This window comes from Collinsella sp. WCA1-178-WT-3 (M1) (assembly GCF_009696325.1).
Lineage (GTDB): Bacteria > Actinomycetota > Coriobacteriia > Coriobacteriales > Coriobacteriaceae > Collinsella.
In genome coordinates this window covers 146,687-161,704 of sequence record NZ_VUME01000001.1, presented here as the reverse complement: position 1 = coordinate 161,704, position 15,018 = coordinate 146,687, and the positions used below count along the sequence as shown (strand labels likewise).

Annotated in this window: 11 protein-coding genes; 7 read left to right on the top strand and 4 right to left on the bottom strand. The window is 58.0% G+C overall.

Features of this window, described 5'->3' with window-relative positions:
• Nucleotides 1-234 precede the first annotated feature (234 nt).
• The 4 genes from FYJ40_RS00720 (at nucleotide 235) to FYJ40_RS00705 (ending at nucleotide 6,239) form a co-directional block, all read left to right on the top strand.
• A complete protein-coding gene (locus tag FYJ40_RS00720; RefSeq protein WP_154514934.1) occupies nucleotides 235-684 on the top strand; it encodes a MarR family transcriptional regulator in 450 nt (149 codons plus the stop codon).
• Nucleotides 681-3,047: an ABC transporter ATP-binding protein gene (locus FYJ40_RS00715; RefSeq protein WP_370450543.1), complete on the top strand. Its 2,367-nt coding sequence runs from the start codon at nucleotides 681-683 to the stop codon at nucleotides 3,045-3,047. Before FYJ40_RS00720 ends, FYJ40_RS00715 begins: the two co-directional genes overlap by 4 nt.
• Nucleotides 3,047-4,903: an ABC transporter ATP-binding protein gene (locus tag FYJ40_RS00710; protein WP_154514936.1), complete on the top strand. Its 1,857-nt coding sequence runs from the start codon at nucleotides 3,047-3,049 to the stop codon at nucleotides 4,901-4,903. The genes FYJ40_RS00715 and FYJ40_RS00710 overlap by 1 nt, the downstream gene beginning before the upstream one ends.
• A gap of 304 nt (nucleotides 4,904-5,207) precedes the next feature.
• Nucleotides 5,208-6,239 carry a 3-deoxy-7-phosphoheptulonate synthase gene (locus FYJ40_RS00705; protein WP_154514938.1) on the top strand — a complete coding sequence of 344 codons (1,032 nt, stop codon included), beginning with the start codon at nucleotides 5,208-5,210 and terminating at the stop codon, nucleotides 6,237-6,239.
• A gap of 411 nt (nucleotides 6,240-6,650) precedes the next feature.
• On the opposite strand, the gene FYJ40_RS00700 is transcribed toward FYJ40_RS00705, so the two are convergent.
• Nucleotides 6,651-8,453: an amidohydrolase gene (locus tag FYJ40_RS00700; RefSeq protein ID WP_154514940.1), complete on the bottom strand. Its 1,803-nt coding sequence runs from the start codon at nucleotides 8,451-8,453 to the stop codon at nucleotides 6,651-6,653.
• A 138-nt stretch (nucleotides 8,454-8,591) separates the two neighbouring features.
• Nucleotides 8,592-9,554 (bottom strand): helix-turn-helix transcriptional regulator, encoded by a 963-nt coding sequence (locus tag FYJ40_RS09185; protein WP_154514942.1) that lies wholly within the window; start codon nucleotides 9,552-9,554, stop codon nucleotides 8,592-8,594.
• A gap of 469 nt (nucleotides 9,555-10,023) precedes the next feature.
• On the opposite strand from FYJ40_RS09185, the gene FYJ40_RS00690 reads away from it, so the two are divergent.
• On the top strand, nucleotides 10,024-10,674 hold the full coding sequence (locus FYJ40_RS00690) for a GNAT family N-acetyltransferase (RefSeq protein WP_154514944.1): 651 nt from the start codon (nucleotides 10,024-10,026) through the stop codon (nucleotides 10,672-10,674).
• Between the two features lie 122 nt (nucleotides 10,675-10,796).
• Here FYJ40_RS00690 and aguA read toward each other — a convergent pair whose 3' ends face one another.
• The gene (gene aguA, locus FYJ40_RS00685) at nucleotides 10,797-11,918 is read right to left on the bottom strand and encodes an agmatine deiminase (protein ID WP_154514946.1); all 1,122 of its coding nucleotides are present in this window, start codon (nucleotides 11,916-11,918) and stop codon (nucleotides 10,797-10,799) included.
• 178 nt (nucleotides 11,919-12,096) lie between these two features.
• Between aguA and FYJ40_RS09100 the strand changes: the two genes are divergently transcribed.
• Nucleotides 12,097-12,900: a LuxR C-terminal-related transcriptional regulator gene (locus FYJ40_RS09100; protein ID WP_255483096.1), complete on the top strand. Its 804-nt coding sequence runs from the start codon at nucleotides 12,097-12,099 to the stop codon at nucleotides 12,898-12,900.
• A 377-nt stretch (nucleotides 12,901-13,277) separates the two neighbouring features.
• On the top strand, nucleotides 13,278-13,469 hold the full coding sequence (locus FYJ40_RS00675; protein WP_154514948.1) for a hypothetical protein: 192 nt from the start codon (nucleotides 13,278-13,280) through the stop codon (nucleotides 13,467-13,469).
• 35 nt (nucleotides 13,470-13,504) lie between these two features.
• On the opposite strand, the gene FYJ40_RS00670 is transcribed toward FYJ40_RS00675, so the two are convergent.
• Nucleotides 13,505-14,914, bottom strand: coding sequence for an APC family permease (locus tag FYJ40_RS00670; protein ID WP_154514950.1), 1,410 nt, complete (start codon nucleotides 14,912-14,914; stop codon nucleotides 13,505-13,507).
• Nucleotides 14,915-15,018 lie beyond the last annotated feature (104 nt).

The following is a 15,018-nucleotide window of genomic DNA, read 5'->3' as shown; positions in this document are numbered from 1 at the left end:
ATTCAGGTGTCTCCTTGCGGGAAGTTGGAGCATCGCACATGGCGATAAATGAGTCCCAGTCGTCATGGTGGTGACAACCCCTCGCCTAACCGCGGGCATAATAGTTCTTTGAAACGCTTCAGCAATTGAATTATTTTAGGTCTTTATGCGCTCTTAATATTGCCCACTGCATGAGGCCCGCATATGGGGGTATCATCTTCTACCAAAAATAGTTTCTAGTGTTAGGGGTTTTCGGTGAAAGATACCGATTTCCGTGAACTTGGGCGTCAACTCCTTACCGAGTTCGGCAGCATGCATCAGCGCATTTCGCGCTTTGCGGACAAAGCCCTCAGTGGTGAGATGGCCGTCATGCGCGCCCTCATGCTCGCTGGCGGTTCGCTCACGCCAAGCGAACTCGCCGATCGTGCCTGGGTCTCGAGCGCCCGCATCGCCAATATCCTGCGTGCTCTCGAAGCCAAAGGCTGGGTCGAACGCGAGCACTCAAAGACCGACCGTCGTCGCGTACACGTCACGGTGACCGACAAGGGATTCCATGATCTCGAAATCAAGCATCGGGAATTCGAGGACCGCACCGCGGCCTTCCTTGAGCAGCTCGGCGAAACAGATACCCAAGAGATGGTGCGCCTTCTTAGGCGTGCCAACGAAATTATCGACCGCAATCAAGAAAGGAGAGATGCCGAGTGAGGATTCTCAAGCTCTTTAAAAAACATGTCCTGGCACTGTTCGCAGCTATCGTACTTATCGTAATCAGCTGCAACGCCGATCTGGCGCTGCCTACGTATATGAGCGACATCGTCGACGTGGGCGTGCAGCAAGGCGGTATCGCCTCGCCCGTACCTGACACCATTCGCACCGAATCGCTCGACGACCTCGAACTCTTTATGAGCGATAAGGACGCCAAAGCTGTGGAGGCCGTGTTTAGCAAGGCAGATAATAATGGCATTCGAACGTACAAGGGCACCGAGGAGGAGCGCGCCGACGGCGGCAAGATTGCCGACATCGTGAGCCTGCCCGAGACCGTCGTCCTTTCGTTCAACCAGGGCATTGACGCCAACTCCATGGATGACATGATGGGTTCGTCCAGCGAGAAAAACAACAACGCCGCCCAGGCCATGCCCACCCCCGAGCAGATGGCGGCAATGACGCCCGAGCAGCTCGCCGAGATGCAGCAGAAGGCCGCGGCAGCGCAGAACATGCAAAAGCAGATTGATACCGACGGCGGTAAGATCACCATGAAGAGCCTGCGCCTAGGCGTTGAAGGCGGCCTAATCGACCAGGGCAAGCTCGTCGAGGGTGCCAACGATATGGCGGACAAAATGGGCTCCATGTCGGGTTCCATCGTGACCCAACGCGCCGTGAGCTATGTACAAGACGAATACAAGGCGCAGGGCATCGACCCCGCCGACGTGCAGAACGCCTATCTGGGCTGCATGGCAACCACGATGTTTGGTCTGTGCCTGATCTCGCTCATCGCCACCATCCTGACCGGCGCCGTGGCCTCGCGCACCGCCTGTTCCATCGCACGCGACCTGCGCCGCGAGACCTTCAACAAGGTTATGCACTTCTCGCCGGCCGAGGTGGGCAAGTTTAGCCAGGCCTCGCTCATCACCCGCTGCACCAACGACATTCAGCAGATTCAGATGGCCGCAACCCTGTTTATCCGCATGTGCCTGATGGCCCCCGTCATGGGCATCGTCGCCGTCATGCGCGTCCTGGCCAACCACACCGGCCTGGAGTGGACCATCGCCGTAGCCATCATCGCGGTCTCGGCCGTCGTCGGCGTGCTTATGGGCCTCACCATGCCCAAGTTCAAAAAGATGCAGAGCTATGTGGACCGCGTGAACCTCACCGCCCGCGAGCTGCTCGACGGCCTTATGCCCATCCGCTCGTTCAACCGCGAGGAGCATGAGCTCGAGCGTTTTGACAAGGCTTCGCTCGACCTAATGACCACGCAGCTCTACACCAATCGTGCCATGAGCTTTATGATGCCGCTCATGATGCTCGTCATGAACTGCATCACCGTGCTTATCGTCTGGTTTGGCGCGCAGGGCGTGTCCGATGGCGTGATGCAGGTCGGCAACATGATGGCGTTTATCTCCTACACCATGCAGATCGTCATGGCGTTTATGATCCTCACCATGGTTTCGGTCATCCTGCCCCGCGCCGAGGTCGCAGCCGAGCGCGTGGAAGAGGTCATCACCTGCCCCACGAGCATCAACGACCCCGCCTCGCCCAAACTGCCCGCCGCCAGCGCACCGCGCGGTGAGCTCACCTTCCGCGACGTGAGCTTCCAGTATCCCGATGCCCGCGCCGACGTCATTAGCGGCGTGAACTTCACCACGCATGCCGGTCAGATGCTCGGCATCATTGGTTCCACGGGCTCGGGCAAGTCCACGCTCGTACAGCTGATTCCGCGCTTATACGACGTCACGGGCGGCAGCATTTCGCTCGACGGCATCGACGTGCGCGATATGACCCTTTCCGAGCTTCGCCGCCGCATTGGTTACATCCCTCAGCAGGGGCGTCTGTTCTCGGGCACCGTGGAGAGCAACCTTAAGTTTGCCGGCGACATGGTAAGCGACGAGAACATGCGCGAGGCCGCGCGCATCGCCCAAGCCGAGGACTTTATCGCCGAGCGCGAGGGCGGCTACGACTCCCCCATCAGCCAGGGCGGCTCCAATGTCTCGGGCGGTCAGCGCCAGCGTCTGGCCATCGCCCGCGCGTTGGCAAAAAAGCCCGAGGTCCTGGTGTTCGATGACTCGTTTAGCGCCCTCGACTACAAGACCGACGCGCGCCTGCGCGAAGAGCTTGCCAAAAACGTTACCGACGCCGCACTCGTTGTCGTAGCCCAGCGCATCGCGACCATCATGCACGCCGACCAGATCATCGTGCTCGACGACGGTCACGTGGTGGGCACTGGTACGCACGAGGAGCTGCTGCACAGCTGCCCGGCGTACCTGGAGATCGCACAGTCGCAGCTTTCCGCCGAGGAGCTGGGGCTCACTCAAGAAGAAATTGCAGCCGTTATGGAGGGAGGCGAGCACTAATGGCAGACGAGACCAAGACTCAGATTCCCAAGCCCACCCGCCAGCGCGGTCCCATGGGCCGCATGGGTGGCATGGGCCGCGGCGAGAAGGCCAAGGACTTTAAGGGCGCCATGCGGCAGTTGCTCGGCTATATCGGTCAACACAAGGTTGCCGTGCTTGCCGCCGTCGCCTTTGCCGTGTGCTCGGTCGTCTTTAACATTGTGGGACCCAAGGTGCTCGGCCAGGTTACGACCAAGCTGTTCGAAGGCCTGGTCGCCAAGGTCAACGGTACCGGCGATGTCGACTTTGCCTGGATCGCCAAGACGCTCGGCTTTTTGCTCTGCCTGTATCTGGCAAGCTCTGTTTGCAGCCTCATCCAGGGCTGGCTCATGACCGGCGTCACGCAAAAGATTTGCTACCGCATGCGCAAGGAGATCGCCGCCAAGATCGCTGTCGTGCCGATGAGCTACTTTAACGGACACAGCAAGGGCGATGTGCTCAGCCGCATCACCAACGACGTCGATACGCTGGGTCAGTCGCTCAACCAGAGCGTGACGCAGCTCATCACGTCGGTGACGCAGATTATCGGCGTGCTCGTCATGATGCTGTCGATCAGCCTGCCGCTTACCGGCGTCACCGTGCTCACACTGCCGGCCGCCGCGATTATCCTGACCGTGATGATTCATTTCTCGCAGCCGTACTTCCGCGAGCAGCAGCAGGTCCTGGGCACCGTCAACGGCATTATCGAGGAGGACTTTGCCGGCCAGAACGTCATTCAGGTGTTCGACCGCGCCGAGGCCTCAATCGAAGAGTTCGACCGTCAAAACGACCGCCTCTTTATTAGTGGCTGGCGCTCGCAGTTCCTGTCGGGCCTGATGATGCCGCTTATGAGCTTGGTGGGCAACATGGGCTACGTGGGCGTCGTCGTGGTGGGCGCACAGCTCGCGCTGACCGGCAATGCCACGCCCGGCGACATCCAGAGCTTTATCCAGTACGTTCGCAACTTTACGCAACCCGTGCAGCAGCTGGGCAACGTGAGCAACACGATGCAGTCTATGGCCGCTGCCACCGAGCGCGTCTTTGAGTTCCTGGCCGCGCCCGAGGAGGAGCAGAAGGCCGACGCGCAGATTCCCGAAAAGCGCCCTGGCCATGTGGAGTTTGACCACGTCAAGTTTGGCTACACGCCCGACAAGACCATCATCCACGACTTTAGCTGCGAGGCACAGCCCGGCCAGACCATCGCCATCGTCGGTCCCACCGGCGCCGGCAAGACCACGCTCATTAAGCTGCTACAGCGCTTCTACGATGTGGACGGCGGCTCGCTGCGCGTCGATGGCGTCGACGTACGCGATTGGGACCGCGCGGCACTGCGCGGCGAGTTTGCCATGGTGCTGCAGGATACGTGGCTCTTTAACGGCACCATCCGCGAGAACATCCGCTACGGACGCCCCGATGCAAGCGATGCCGAGGTCGAGGCCGCTGCACGCGCTGCACGCTGCGACCACTTTATCCATACGCTCGCCGGCGGTTACAACTTTATGATCAACGAGGAAGGCACCAACCTTTCGCAGGGCCAACGCCAACTCGTGACCATTGCCCGCGCCATTTTGGCCGACCGCCCGGCGCTGATTTTGGACGAGGCGACATCCAACGTCGATACCCGCACCGAGGAGCTTATTCAGCGCGCCACGGATGCGCTGATGCAGGGCCGTACCAGCTTTGTTATCGCACACCGCCTGTCCACGATCCGCAACGCCGACGTGATCTTGGTAATTCGCGACGGCGACATCGTCGAGAAGGGCACGCACGACGAGCTGCTCGCCCAAGGCGGCTTCTACGCCGACCTGTACAACTCGCAGTTCGACGAAGCGGCGTAAATTCTGCCGCAGGGAACGAATAACACCCGAGAACGGGGGCGCAGGACAACCTGCGCCCCCGTTTTCGTTCTGCGACCCTCAAACCGCCTCCCCTGGGACCAAATTGACGACCTCTTCCAAGCCACGTGGCATCATTCCATTCCAGGGTCAGTTGACGTTTGACCAGATAAAACCTGCCAAAATAAACCTGTCCCTTTTTGGCAGGTTTTGGGGTGACGAGGGCTTGCACTTTAGCGTGCGACAGCGGATAATGCCGAGCATTCGACAATGCACACTTTGTCTTATTTGATTGAGGAGGCCCCGTATGGCCATGGAATTCAAGCGCAGGTTGCCGATCCCCATGGAAATCCGCGAGGAAATGCCGCTTTCCGCCGATCTTACCGCCAAAAAACAGGCATTCGACGCCGAGGTCGCCAAGGTCTTTACCGGCGAGGACGCGCGCAAGGTGCTCATCATCGGCCCGTGCTCTGCCGACCGCGAGGACTCGGTGCTTGAGTACATGAGCCGACTGGCCAAGGTCGCCGAAGAGGTCAAGGACAAACTCATCATCATTCCGCGCGTCTATACCAACAAGCCGCGCACCAAGGGCACTGGCTACAAGGGCCTGCTGCACAACCCCGACCCCGAGGCTCCCGACGACCTGCTCGAGGGCGTCAAGGCCATCCGCCATATGCACCTGCGCGTCATCGAGGAGACCGGTTTCTTTACCGCCGATGAGATGCTCTACCCGTCCAACTACCAGTACCTCGTCGACCTGCTGAGCTACGTCGCCGTGGGCGCGCGCTCGGTCGAGAACCAGGAGCATCGTCTGGTGTCGAGCGGCATTTCGGTGCCTGTGGGCATGAAGAACCCCACCGCCGGTTCCACCACCGTTATGCTCAACTCCATCTACGCCGCCCAGGCACATCAAAGCTTCATCTTCCGCAACTGGGAGGTCGAGTGCGACGGCAATCCGCTCGCGCACGCCGTCATGCGTGGCTACATTGGTCTCGACGGTCGTACCTACCCCAATTACCACTACGAGCATCTGGAGCGTCTGGCTGAGCGCTATACCGAGCATGCCGGCTACGCCAACCCGGCGGCGATCATCGACTGCAACCACGACAACTCGGGCAAGCGCCCGCTGGAGCAGCACCGCATCTGCAAGGAGGTGCTCGACAGCTGCCGCCGCAACGAGTCCATCTCCAAGCTGGTCAAGGGCTTTATGATCGAATCCTACCTGGAGGACGGCAACCAGTCTGTCGACGGCGGCGTCTTTGGCAAGTCCATCACCGACCCGTGCCTGGGCTGGGAAAAGACCGACTACCTCATCCACGAGATCGCAGAGCGGGTTTAGTTACGCGGTTTTACCAAACCGCGTAACTACTCGACGCTGCGCGGGCCGCATTTGGACAATCTGACGCTCAACTTCAAGGGCGCGACCAGAAGGTCAGCGCCCTTTCGTTTCACGTCACCTTGTCTCAAATGCGGCCCGCTCGCTGTCCGTCCTCTACCTGCGGCGCCGTCTTGCTCCGAACGCGACAGTTAGGGACGTTCCTTTTCTGCCGGCAGTCTGGGACATTCCTTGGGGTAGTCGTTGGGGACGTTCTTGTTTGACTAGTCGTTTAAGAACGTCCCCCATGACCACCGCAAAAAAGCGCCGCCGCGGACGCTCACGCATCCGCGGCGGCCTGCACTAAATCGCGACGACGGCTGGCGCCTAGCGTTCTACCGAGCAGATCGTCCGCTCTTTACCTCGATCGACCGATTATCCCTCGTATACGATACGGCCATCGGAGACAGTGAACAGAATCTTGGTATCGGAGATCTTCTTGGGATCGCAATGAAGAATGTCTTGGTCGAGCACCGTGATGTCGGCGAGCTTGCCCACCTCGAGCGTACCGATTTTATCCTCCATGTAGTTCTCGAAGGCAACGTTTTTGGTGTATGCCTCGAGCGCCTGATATGCCGTGATGGCCTGCTCGGGCCAACGGTACATATCGGTGTCCTCCTCCTCGGGATACGGGCTGTTGCGCGTAACGGCCACCTCGATCTCCTCGAGCGGCGCATAGCCGGTGACCGGGCCATCGCTCGCACCGGAGATAAAGCAGCCGGCCTCGAGCATATTCTTGACGGGGTAGAACTTCATGGCGCGATCCTCGCCCACAAAGGCGATCTCGAGGTCGCACAAAGGATCGTGATACATCCACAGGAACTGCAACGCGCACACAATGTCGAGATCGACGACGCGCTGAATGTCCTCGTCGGTGATTGCACACACATGCGTCATGGTGTTGCGGCGATCATCGCGCTCACCGTTCTCCTTGACGCAGCGCTCGTAGGCATCGAGTGTATTGTGGACGGCGCCATCTCCGATCGCGTGAACATGAATCTGAACACCCTCTTTGTCGAGAGCGGCCACCATGTCGCTGAACTCCTGCTGATCCCAGACGGACTCGCCGTGCCAGTTATCGCCCTTACCGGCGGCGGAGGTATATGGCTCGAGCATCACGGCGCTGCCGCCCTCGGTAACGCCATCGGAGTAGATCTTAACCGTACCGGTAGAGATCATGTTGCTATCGAACTTCTTGAGGTCCTTCACGGTTTTAATGGCCTCTTCAGCCGTAATGCCGGGCCTAATGGTAGGAAGTACTCGCATGCGCAGGTTAAGCTTGCCATCTTTCTCAAGGTCAGTATAGAACTGGCAATCCTCTGCCGTAGAATCTCCCACGACGCTTATGTTGGTAATGCCGGTGATGCCGTATTTCGTAGCCACCTGCTGGTACTTGTCGATAGCGTTCTCAAGCTCCTTGTCCGTATGCTCGACGGAGACAACCTCCCTCACCATACCTGCAGCAGAATCGATCAAGTAGCCAGTCGCCTCGCCGTTTGCATCGCGGGTGATGATGCCGCCCGTGGGATTGGGGGTATCGTTATCGATGCCCGCAAGCTCGAGCGCACGGCTGTTGACCCACACCGAATGATAGGAAACATCGGTCAGCATGATGGGCTTATCGGAGCAGATCTCATCGAGGATGGACTTGTTGGGGCCGGGATTGGTGCCATCCTCTTGCTCGAAGGCGTTGATCATGAACGAGCCGCCAACGTAAGCCTCATCATCGGGATGCTTGGTTACAAAATCACTGACCGCCTTCTTATACTCATCGATCGTGGTAGCCTTGGTAAGATCGATTTCGTACAGCGCGGTCACCCAGTTGCCCGGAGCGTGGATATGCCCGTCCATAAAGCCGGGGATCACCATACCGCCATCAAGATCGATGACGCGCGTGTTGTCATCGATGTACTCGTCAACACCGGAGTCTTCGCCTACATATACGATCTTGTTGCCCGAGACAGCCAGGGCGGCCGCGGTGTCGCCCTCTTTGACCATCGTCTGAATCGTGCCGTTACGAAAGACGATGGATGCCTTGTCGGAACTCGCGCTGCCGGTGCTTCCGGCATTTGAAGAATTGTTGGCGCAACCGGCGGCACCCACCGCAACAGCCGCGGCGCCCAACGTGCTCAGGCCGAGAAAGCTTCTACGGGATACGGGGGGAATAGAGGTCTTCATATAACCCACCTTTCTGTTGACATCGCCGCGCTTTCGCGACGCTTGCTATCACCTGAATAGCACCCCCGGGTATAAACTTGTCTGCACAAACGGGGTTATTGCCGTAAGCGGAGGCTTATATCCCCTATAACCCTGCCTTTAACCTGCCCAAAAGCTCTGAAGAAGCTCGGACCGCGATGAGACACCGCATTTACGGAATATCGTGTGAACATGCGATTTGACCGTGCCGACAGAGATAAACAATTCATTCGCTATGGCGCGGTTATCCTGGCCATCGAGCAGAAGGTCGAGCACTTCGCGTTCACGCGCGGAGATATCGTGCTGGTCGCAGAATGCCGAGAAGCGGACCTCCGCAATCTGCTTGGCAGAGGTGCCAGACGTTGTGGGCGGAGCAGAAAAGCGCAACGACAAGATCCGCGACGCCGCACGAACGGTATACATCGCGGCCACCACGCTCATGATGTTCTCTGGGATGTTTCTGCCGTAGGCAAAATACAGGTAATCAATGACTTCGATCCGCCCGATATTCAGCCCGAGAACGCGTACATCCTCGATCAGAACAAACACCGTCAACACAGCCATCACAATAAGAAACCTGCCGTAGCGTGCATAGAAGCTCTTTCGCGCCAACGGCTTGCTTTTGCGGTAGCAGACGAAAATCATGCCAAACGCCACGAACATGAACAAGGAGCGCAACGCATAAAATGCGAGTTGTTTGATTGAATCGGGCTGCAAAACAAGCGACATGGCCTCGAAAGCAGAAAAGACGATGCAGGGCACGAGCATGTGAAGCCGGCTCGTCTTGTTTGCGATCGCCAATGCAAATGCCCACATGCTCGCCATGATTCCAATCGATAGGACGAGTTTCGTTATGGGGTGAGTCATGGGAAATTGGCTGCTGAGGATATCTGCCATCATCTTACTGCCCTGATACTCATCGAGGAATACGAGGGCGCTTTCGAGCATGTCGAAGAAAAAGAAGGCCGAGACCGTCAAGTAGCTTGTTCGATGTGAGACGAGGTATGCGCATACCGATACGCACACCGCCACCATGCAAACCAAGACGAATGTGATTCCGTAGAAGAAGTTGAACGTACTCACTACCGGGCCTTTCGCTTATTGATATGTGCTAAGGATAAACTTTACGCCAAAGACATGCAGATCGCTGTCTTCAGCGCAAAATCCAGCCAAAGAAAGGAAGGATGGAAGACGCATATCCCCCACCCCAGCGTATGGGCGAAACTAGCCAGTGATGCGGGTGCCGGAGAGGCCGGCCATGGTCTCGGCGATGGTAGTCGTTGGGGACGTTCTTGTTTGACTAGTCGTTTAAGAACGTCCCCAACGACTACCCAGAATGAGAGTGGATAATCTCCCGTTTTTGGCCTATATCAGCGCTAAAAGTGGGAGATTATCCACTCTCGTCGAGCGGGCGTCCGATAATCCACTCTCATTCTCTCTTGGAACCCTCCGTCCCCGAGGAATCGAGGCTCGTCTGCCGAATGGTCGATGCGGCCGTCCTGCGTCCATGTCAAACTCATAGATGGCCTGACCCAACTTGGAAGGAGTCTCCATGAGCCTTGAGAACGTAGCCCTGCGCGCCGCCACACTTGATGACCTGACCGGCATCGCCGCCATCTACAACCAGCTGTGGTGCAACACGCTGCGCAACCGCGGCGACGTCGAAGCCGCCGATTTCTGCGCACGCTTTAACATCGCCATGCAGCTGCAGCGTTCCCCCATCGTACTCGTCGCCGAGGCCGAGGGCCGCATTATCGCCGCCTGCTGCATCGGCATCTTCGAGGACGGCAAGCCGCGTACCAATCCCACCTGGGAGCCCTGTTACGACGAGCTGTTTATCCAGGCAACCGAGATGGCAAAGACCGCCGATGCCAAGCTCGAGGGCTCGCTCTTTGGCGACAGTCGTGAAAAGGCCACGGCCGACCGCTTTGCCGCCACGGGCAACGAGTATGCCCAGGGCCAGCTCAACCTGATCATCATTGCGCCCGAGTGGCAGGGCAAGGGACTCGGCCGCGAGCTCATCGACCTTACGCGCGCTGAGCTCGCCAAGGCAGGCTGCACCAAGTTCTTCCTGATGAGCGACTGCAACGCCGACTGGCAGTTCTACGAGCACCTCAACATGAAGCGCATCCTAGAAGATCACAGCCAGGACACCGGCGACGGCTTTATCGTTTACATGTACGGAGGCGACACGCAGGATTAGCCCGCACATCCAAGCCGCACGGCCCGCCGTTCAGCTGAAACCACCACACAAAAAGTCCGCCGACCATTGAAGTCGGCGGACTTTCGCGTGCGGACAATCAAGCGCTGTTCACCATGGAACTGCTATTTACAGCGCGCCTTAGGCTGCTGCTGGGTGATGCAGTGGATGTTGCCGCCGCCGTAGATAACTTCACGGGTCATGATACCGATGACTTCGCGGTCCGGATAAGCAGCTTGGATATCCTTGAGCGCCTGGGCGTCATTGGGATCGCCGAACTGCGGTACAAGCACCGCACCGTTGATGGGCAGGAAATTGAGATAGCTCGGTTCGAAAGCGTCCTCGGGAGTACGCGGCAGCACGCCCTCGACGGGATCGATCGTGCTGGCCTCTTCTTCGGTCATATATACCGATGTCGCAGGCATGATCACCTTGTGGATCTTGAGCTTGCGACCCTTGGCATCCGTGGCCTCGGAGAGCGTCTTGTACGCCTCCTGGCACTCCTTGTAGAACTTGTGGTTGGGATCGTCGGTCCACATGCAGCAGACTTCGCCGGGCGCACTAAAGCATGCGACGTCGTCCACATGGCCGTTCGTTTCGTACGGATCGATTCCGTCCTTGATCCAGATAACCTTCTCGATACCGAGATACTCAGAGAGCTTCTCCTCAATCTGCTCCTTGGTGTACTGCGGGTTGCGATCCTCGTTGAGCAGACACATCTCGGTGGTCACGACGGTGCCTTGACCATCACAGTTGAACGAGCCGCCCTCGAGGATGTAATCCTCGGGACGATAACGGTTAACCTGCTCAAGCTGTGCCACCTGCAGGCCAATGGAAGCGTCCTTGTCCCACGGGAAATACAGGCCGTCAATGAAACCGCCGTAAGCATTAAAGTGGAAGTGCGAAAGGGCCACCTCACCATTGTCATTAACGAGGAATGCCGGGCCGGGATCACGAATCCAGCTGTCGTTGTACTCCATGTGGATAACGCGCACGTTCTCAACGCCGTCGAAGATCTCACACACCGCGGGGAAGTCTTCGGTGTTGACGCCCACAGTGATGGGCTGAAAGCGTGCAACGGTCTTGATGATCTCGGTGAAGACCTTCTGCGCCGGCTTGGCGCCGCAACGCCACACGTCGGAGCGGTGCGGCCATAGAATCCAGGTGCGCTCCTGCTCCTCATACTCACCGGGCATATAGAACCCGTCCTTCTTAGGCGTGGATTCACTCTCGTAGATTGTCTTCATTTCAAGCTCCTAAATCTCGGTGCTTTTGCTTGACGAGACCATGATGCGGCCGCACCGAGATGTTCTCAATGGTCCCTCGAGCCCCTTTCAGCGACCGACGGTATACCATTCGCTGACCTAAAGTTCTATTCAGGCCGAGAACATGACATACTGGGTTCCACAATGGAAAGGACGCCCTATGCCCCCATGCAATAAACAGCAGACTATTGAGTTGGACAGTACGACCTGGACTGCTCTCAACGAGCTCGCGCTTGCAATCCACGCATCACACGGTATTGATAAGCTGCAAAAGGAGACCCTCGAGGGAACGACAGGGCTCGTGCCCCATCGGATCGCCATGTTCGACCTGATCGAGGCGGCGGGCAGTGATGCCCCGCGCTACGTCCACCCCGCAAGCAGCGGAATGGACGACCGCGCACTGAGCGACTACTACAACCGCTACGCCGCGATGGACTATACAACATGGAGCTTTGACCTACATAAGGTCGGCGTTTACCGCGACCTCGACCTCGTCGACGTCGAACGACGCAATGCCACGCCCATCTATCGCAAATGGATGGAACCGCAGGGTGTCTACTTTGGCTGTACGGCCACGCTCGCGCACAACGACAGCCCGCTAGGAAGCATCGCCCTGTTTCGCGAACGCACGGCCGGAGACTTCACCGACACCGAGCTCGCAATCCTGCTCGAAATCGCTCGGCACGCGAGCCTCGCGCTCGCCAACCTCTATCCTCGGGGCATTAAACTCACCCAGACCGAAGACACAAACCAGCTGAATGCTTTCATTACAGAACATAATATCCAACCGCGTGAAGCCGAAGTCATGCGGCTCATGCTCGACGGCAAAACGAACAAACAGATGGCAAACGAGCTATTCATAAGCGAGTCGACCGTAAAGAAGCACGTCAACGCCATCTATCGCAAGCTCGGCGTCAGCAACCGACTGGGTCTTATGACGGCCGCGCAAAACATCCTGCGATAAAAAAGGCGCCCCTCCATACGGAGAACGCCCTTTGATTTCGCCATTTGAATTAGTGCCGGCTCTGGCTCAAAGAGTAGACGGGGTGATTTTGGTAGGTTTTATCTGGGTGAACGCCGATACGACACCCAAACCTCTACGGAAGGAACAGGCACTTATGTGGTGGTTCAGAAGGAAAACGGCCCGCTCCGGCGGTATATCTCAATCTGTAACAAGTAGAGGCGATTTATTAAGTTAGACGTTACAGATTGAGACGTTGGAGACAGCGCAGTAATAGCCGTCGAATTTGTGTTGGTTTTGAACTCTCCGCGACGGAATGCTAGACTGGCGACGTATACATTCGCGCCAGAACACGGGTCGCATGAAGAAAAGGAGATGCCATGGCGCCTATCGCACCGCTCAAGATGCTCGTCGCTCCTGCCGCCAAGGCCATCGTCCGCCTGAGCGACTCACTCACCTACGACGATGTCCCCTGTCTTGTCGACGAACGTACGGACTGCTGCCCTTACCTGGGACACGTCCCCTACTTTGCGCCTAAACTCGCTTTTGACCCCGAGCACCGCGAGCGGTAATCCAAGATGCAGCAAACGCCGCGCAGCTCGCGGCGTTACTGTTTTGGTGCAAAGAAACCTGTCCCCCTTGCACCAACGCCGGGATTATCGAGGCTGCGGCCGCGGCGCGATATGAGGCGCGAGACCTCGCCCAACAACACGCCGATTACCACGCCCACGAGAATCGGCAACTTTGTCATCTCGGCGGGTGAGCTGTTGAGCGGCACAATGGTGGCGACAATCGAAAGCACAAGCTCCACTACGGGAATCGCAAGTGCCACCGCGAGCACCTTGCCCTCGAAGGGCGCGCGGAACACACGCGGGCGATCGTCGTATTTGCGCAGGCGCCAAAACGCCGGGAACATCGGAATATAGCTCATAAGCAGGAAGACGACGTTCATCGAGAAGAAAACCCAAAAGACGTCGGAGCCCTCGCCCAGCGGAATCTGAAGCAGTAGTACCAGGCTGGCAAAACAACCGTTAATGAGTGCCGAGCCATTGGGCATGCCGGTCTTCTTGGACACCAGCGCAAAGGGACGCGGCATATTGCCGTGACGCGCGGCATAGCTCGCCACGTTGTTGACGCCAAAGCTCCAGCAGATCATGTTGGCGAACAGCGTCACCAAAAAGGCCGCGCCCACGACCATCGTCAGCGGATGGCTGCGCCCCAACATGGCGGCGACCGCGTCCACAATGCCCGAATCGAGCGAAAGCCGCTCGGTGGGAACCGCGGCTCCAATGCCGATGCCGCAGATAATGTAGATTGCCGCAATGGCGACGCCACCGGCGATAACCGCCTTGGGGATATCACGCGACGGGTTTTTCATCGTGCTGGCAAAGGTCGCGACCACTTCGAAACCCATAAAGTTGAACAGGATGATCGATAGGTACGTCAACGAATTGGTGTCGCCCAAATCTGGAATGAAGGTCTTAAACGACATGTCGTTGGCAAAGCCGTTATTACAGGCAAACCAGATGCCGACGATCCCCACCACGGCGGTAATGAGCACCTTGATGACGGCACCGCCGTCCATGACCCAATCGGCCTCGGCCACCGGGTGCATCGCCATGACCGTGACGCCCCACACAAAGGCAAGCTCGATGGCAATTCGGGCCCCAAGCGAAAATTCGATGCCCCATACCGAATTGATGACACTGGGGAACATACAGGCGATACTTGCAACCCACAGTGGAAAGTTGACCCAGTAGCACCAGGAGCAGTAGGCACCCCAACGGTCGCCCAAGCCCAGACGAACCCAATCGTACAGGCCGCCCTCGGAATCGAACGCCGTACCGAGCTCGGCCACCACCAGGCCATAGGGAAGCAAAAACGTAATGATGAGGAAGATCCACCAGAAGAACTGCACGTTACCCATGGCAGATGCCGGAGCAGCCGCCTCGATGGTAAATACGACGCATATAACCGAGAGGATGACCTCGAACAGGGAGAACTTTTTACCTGCCATGGCACGCTCCCCCTACAGCAAAAAAGATGGCATCTGCACCGAAGGCGCAGCCCAAGGTAGGGTTACAGGCCGCGTCACCGGTGCAGGTGCCATCCCAAGGAGAA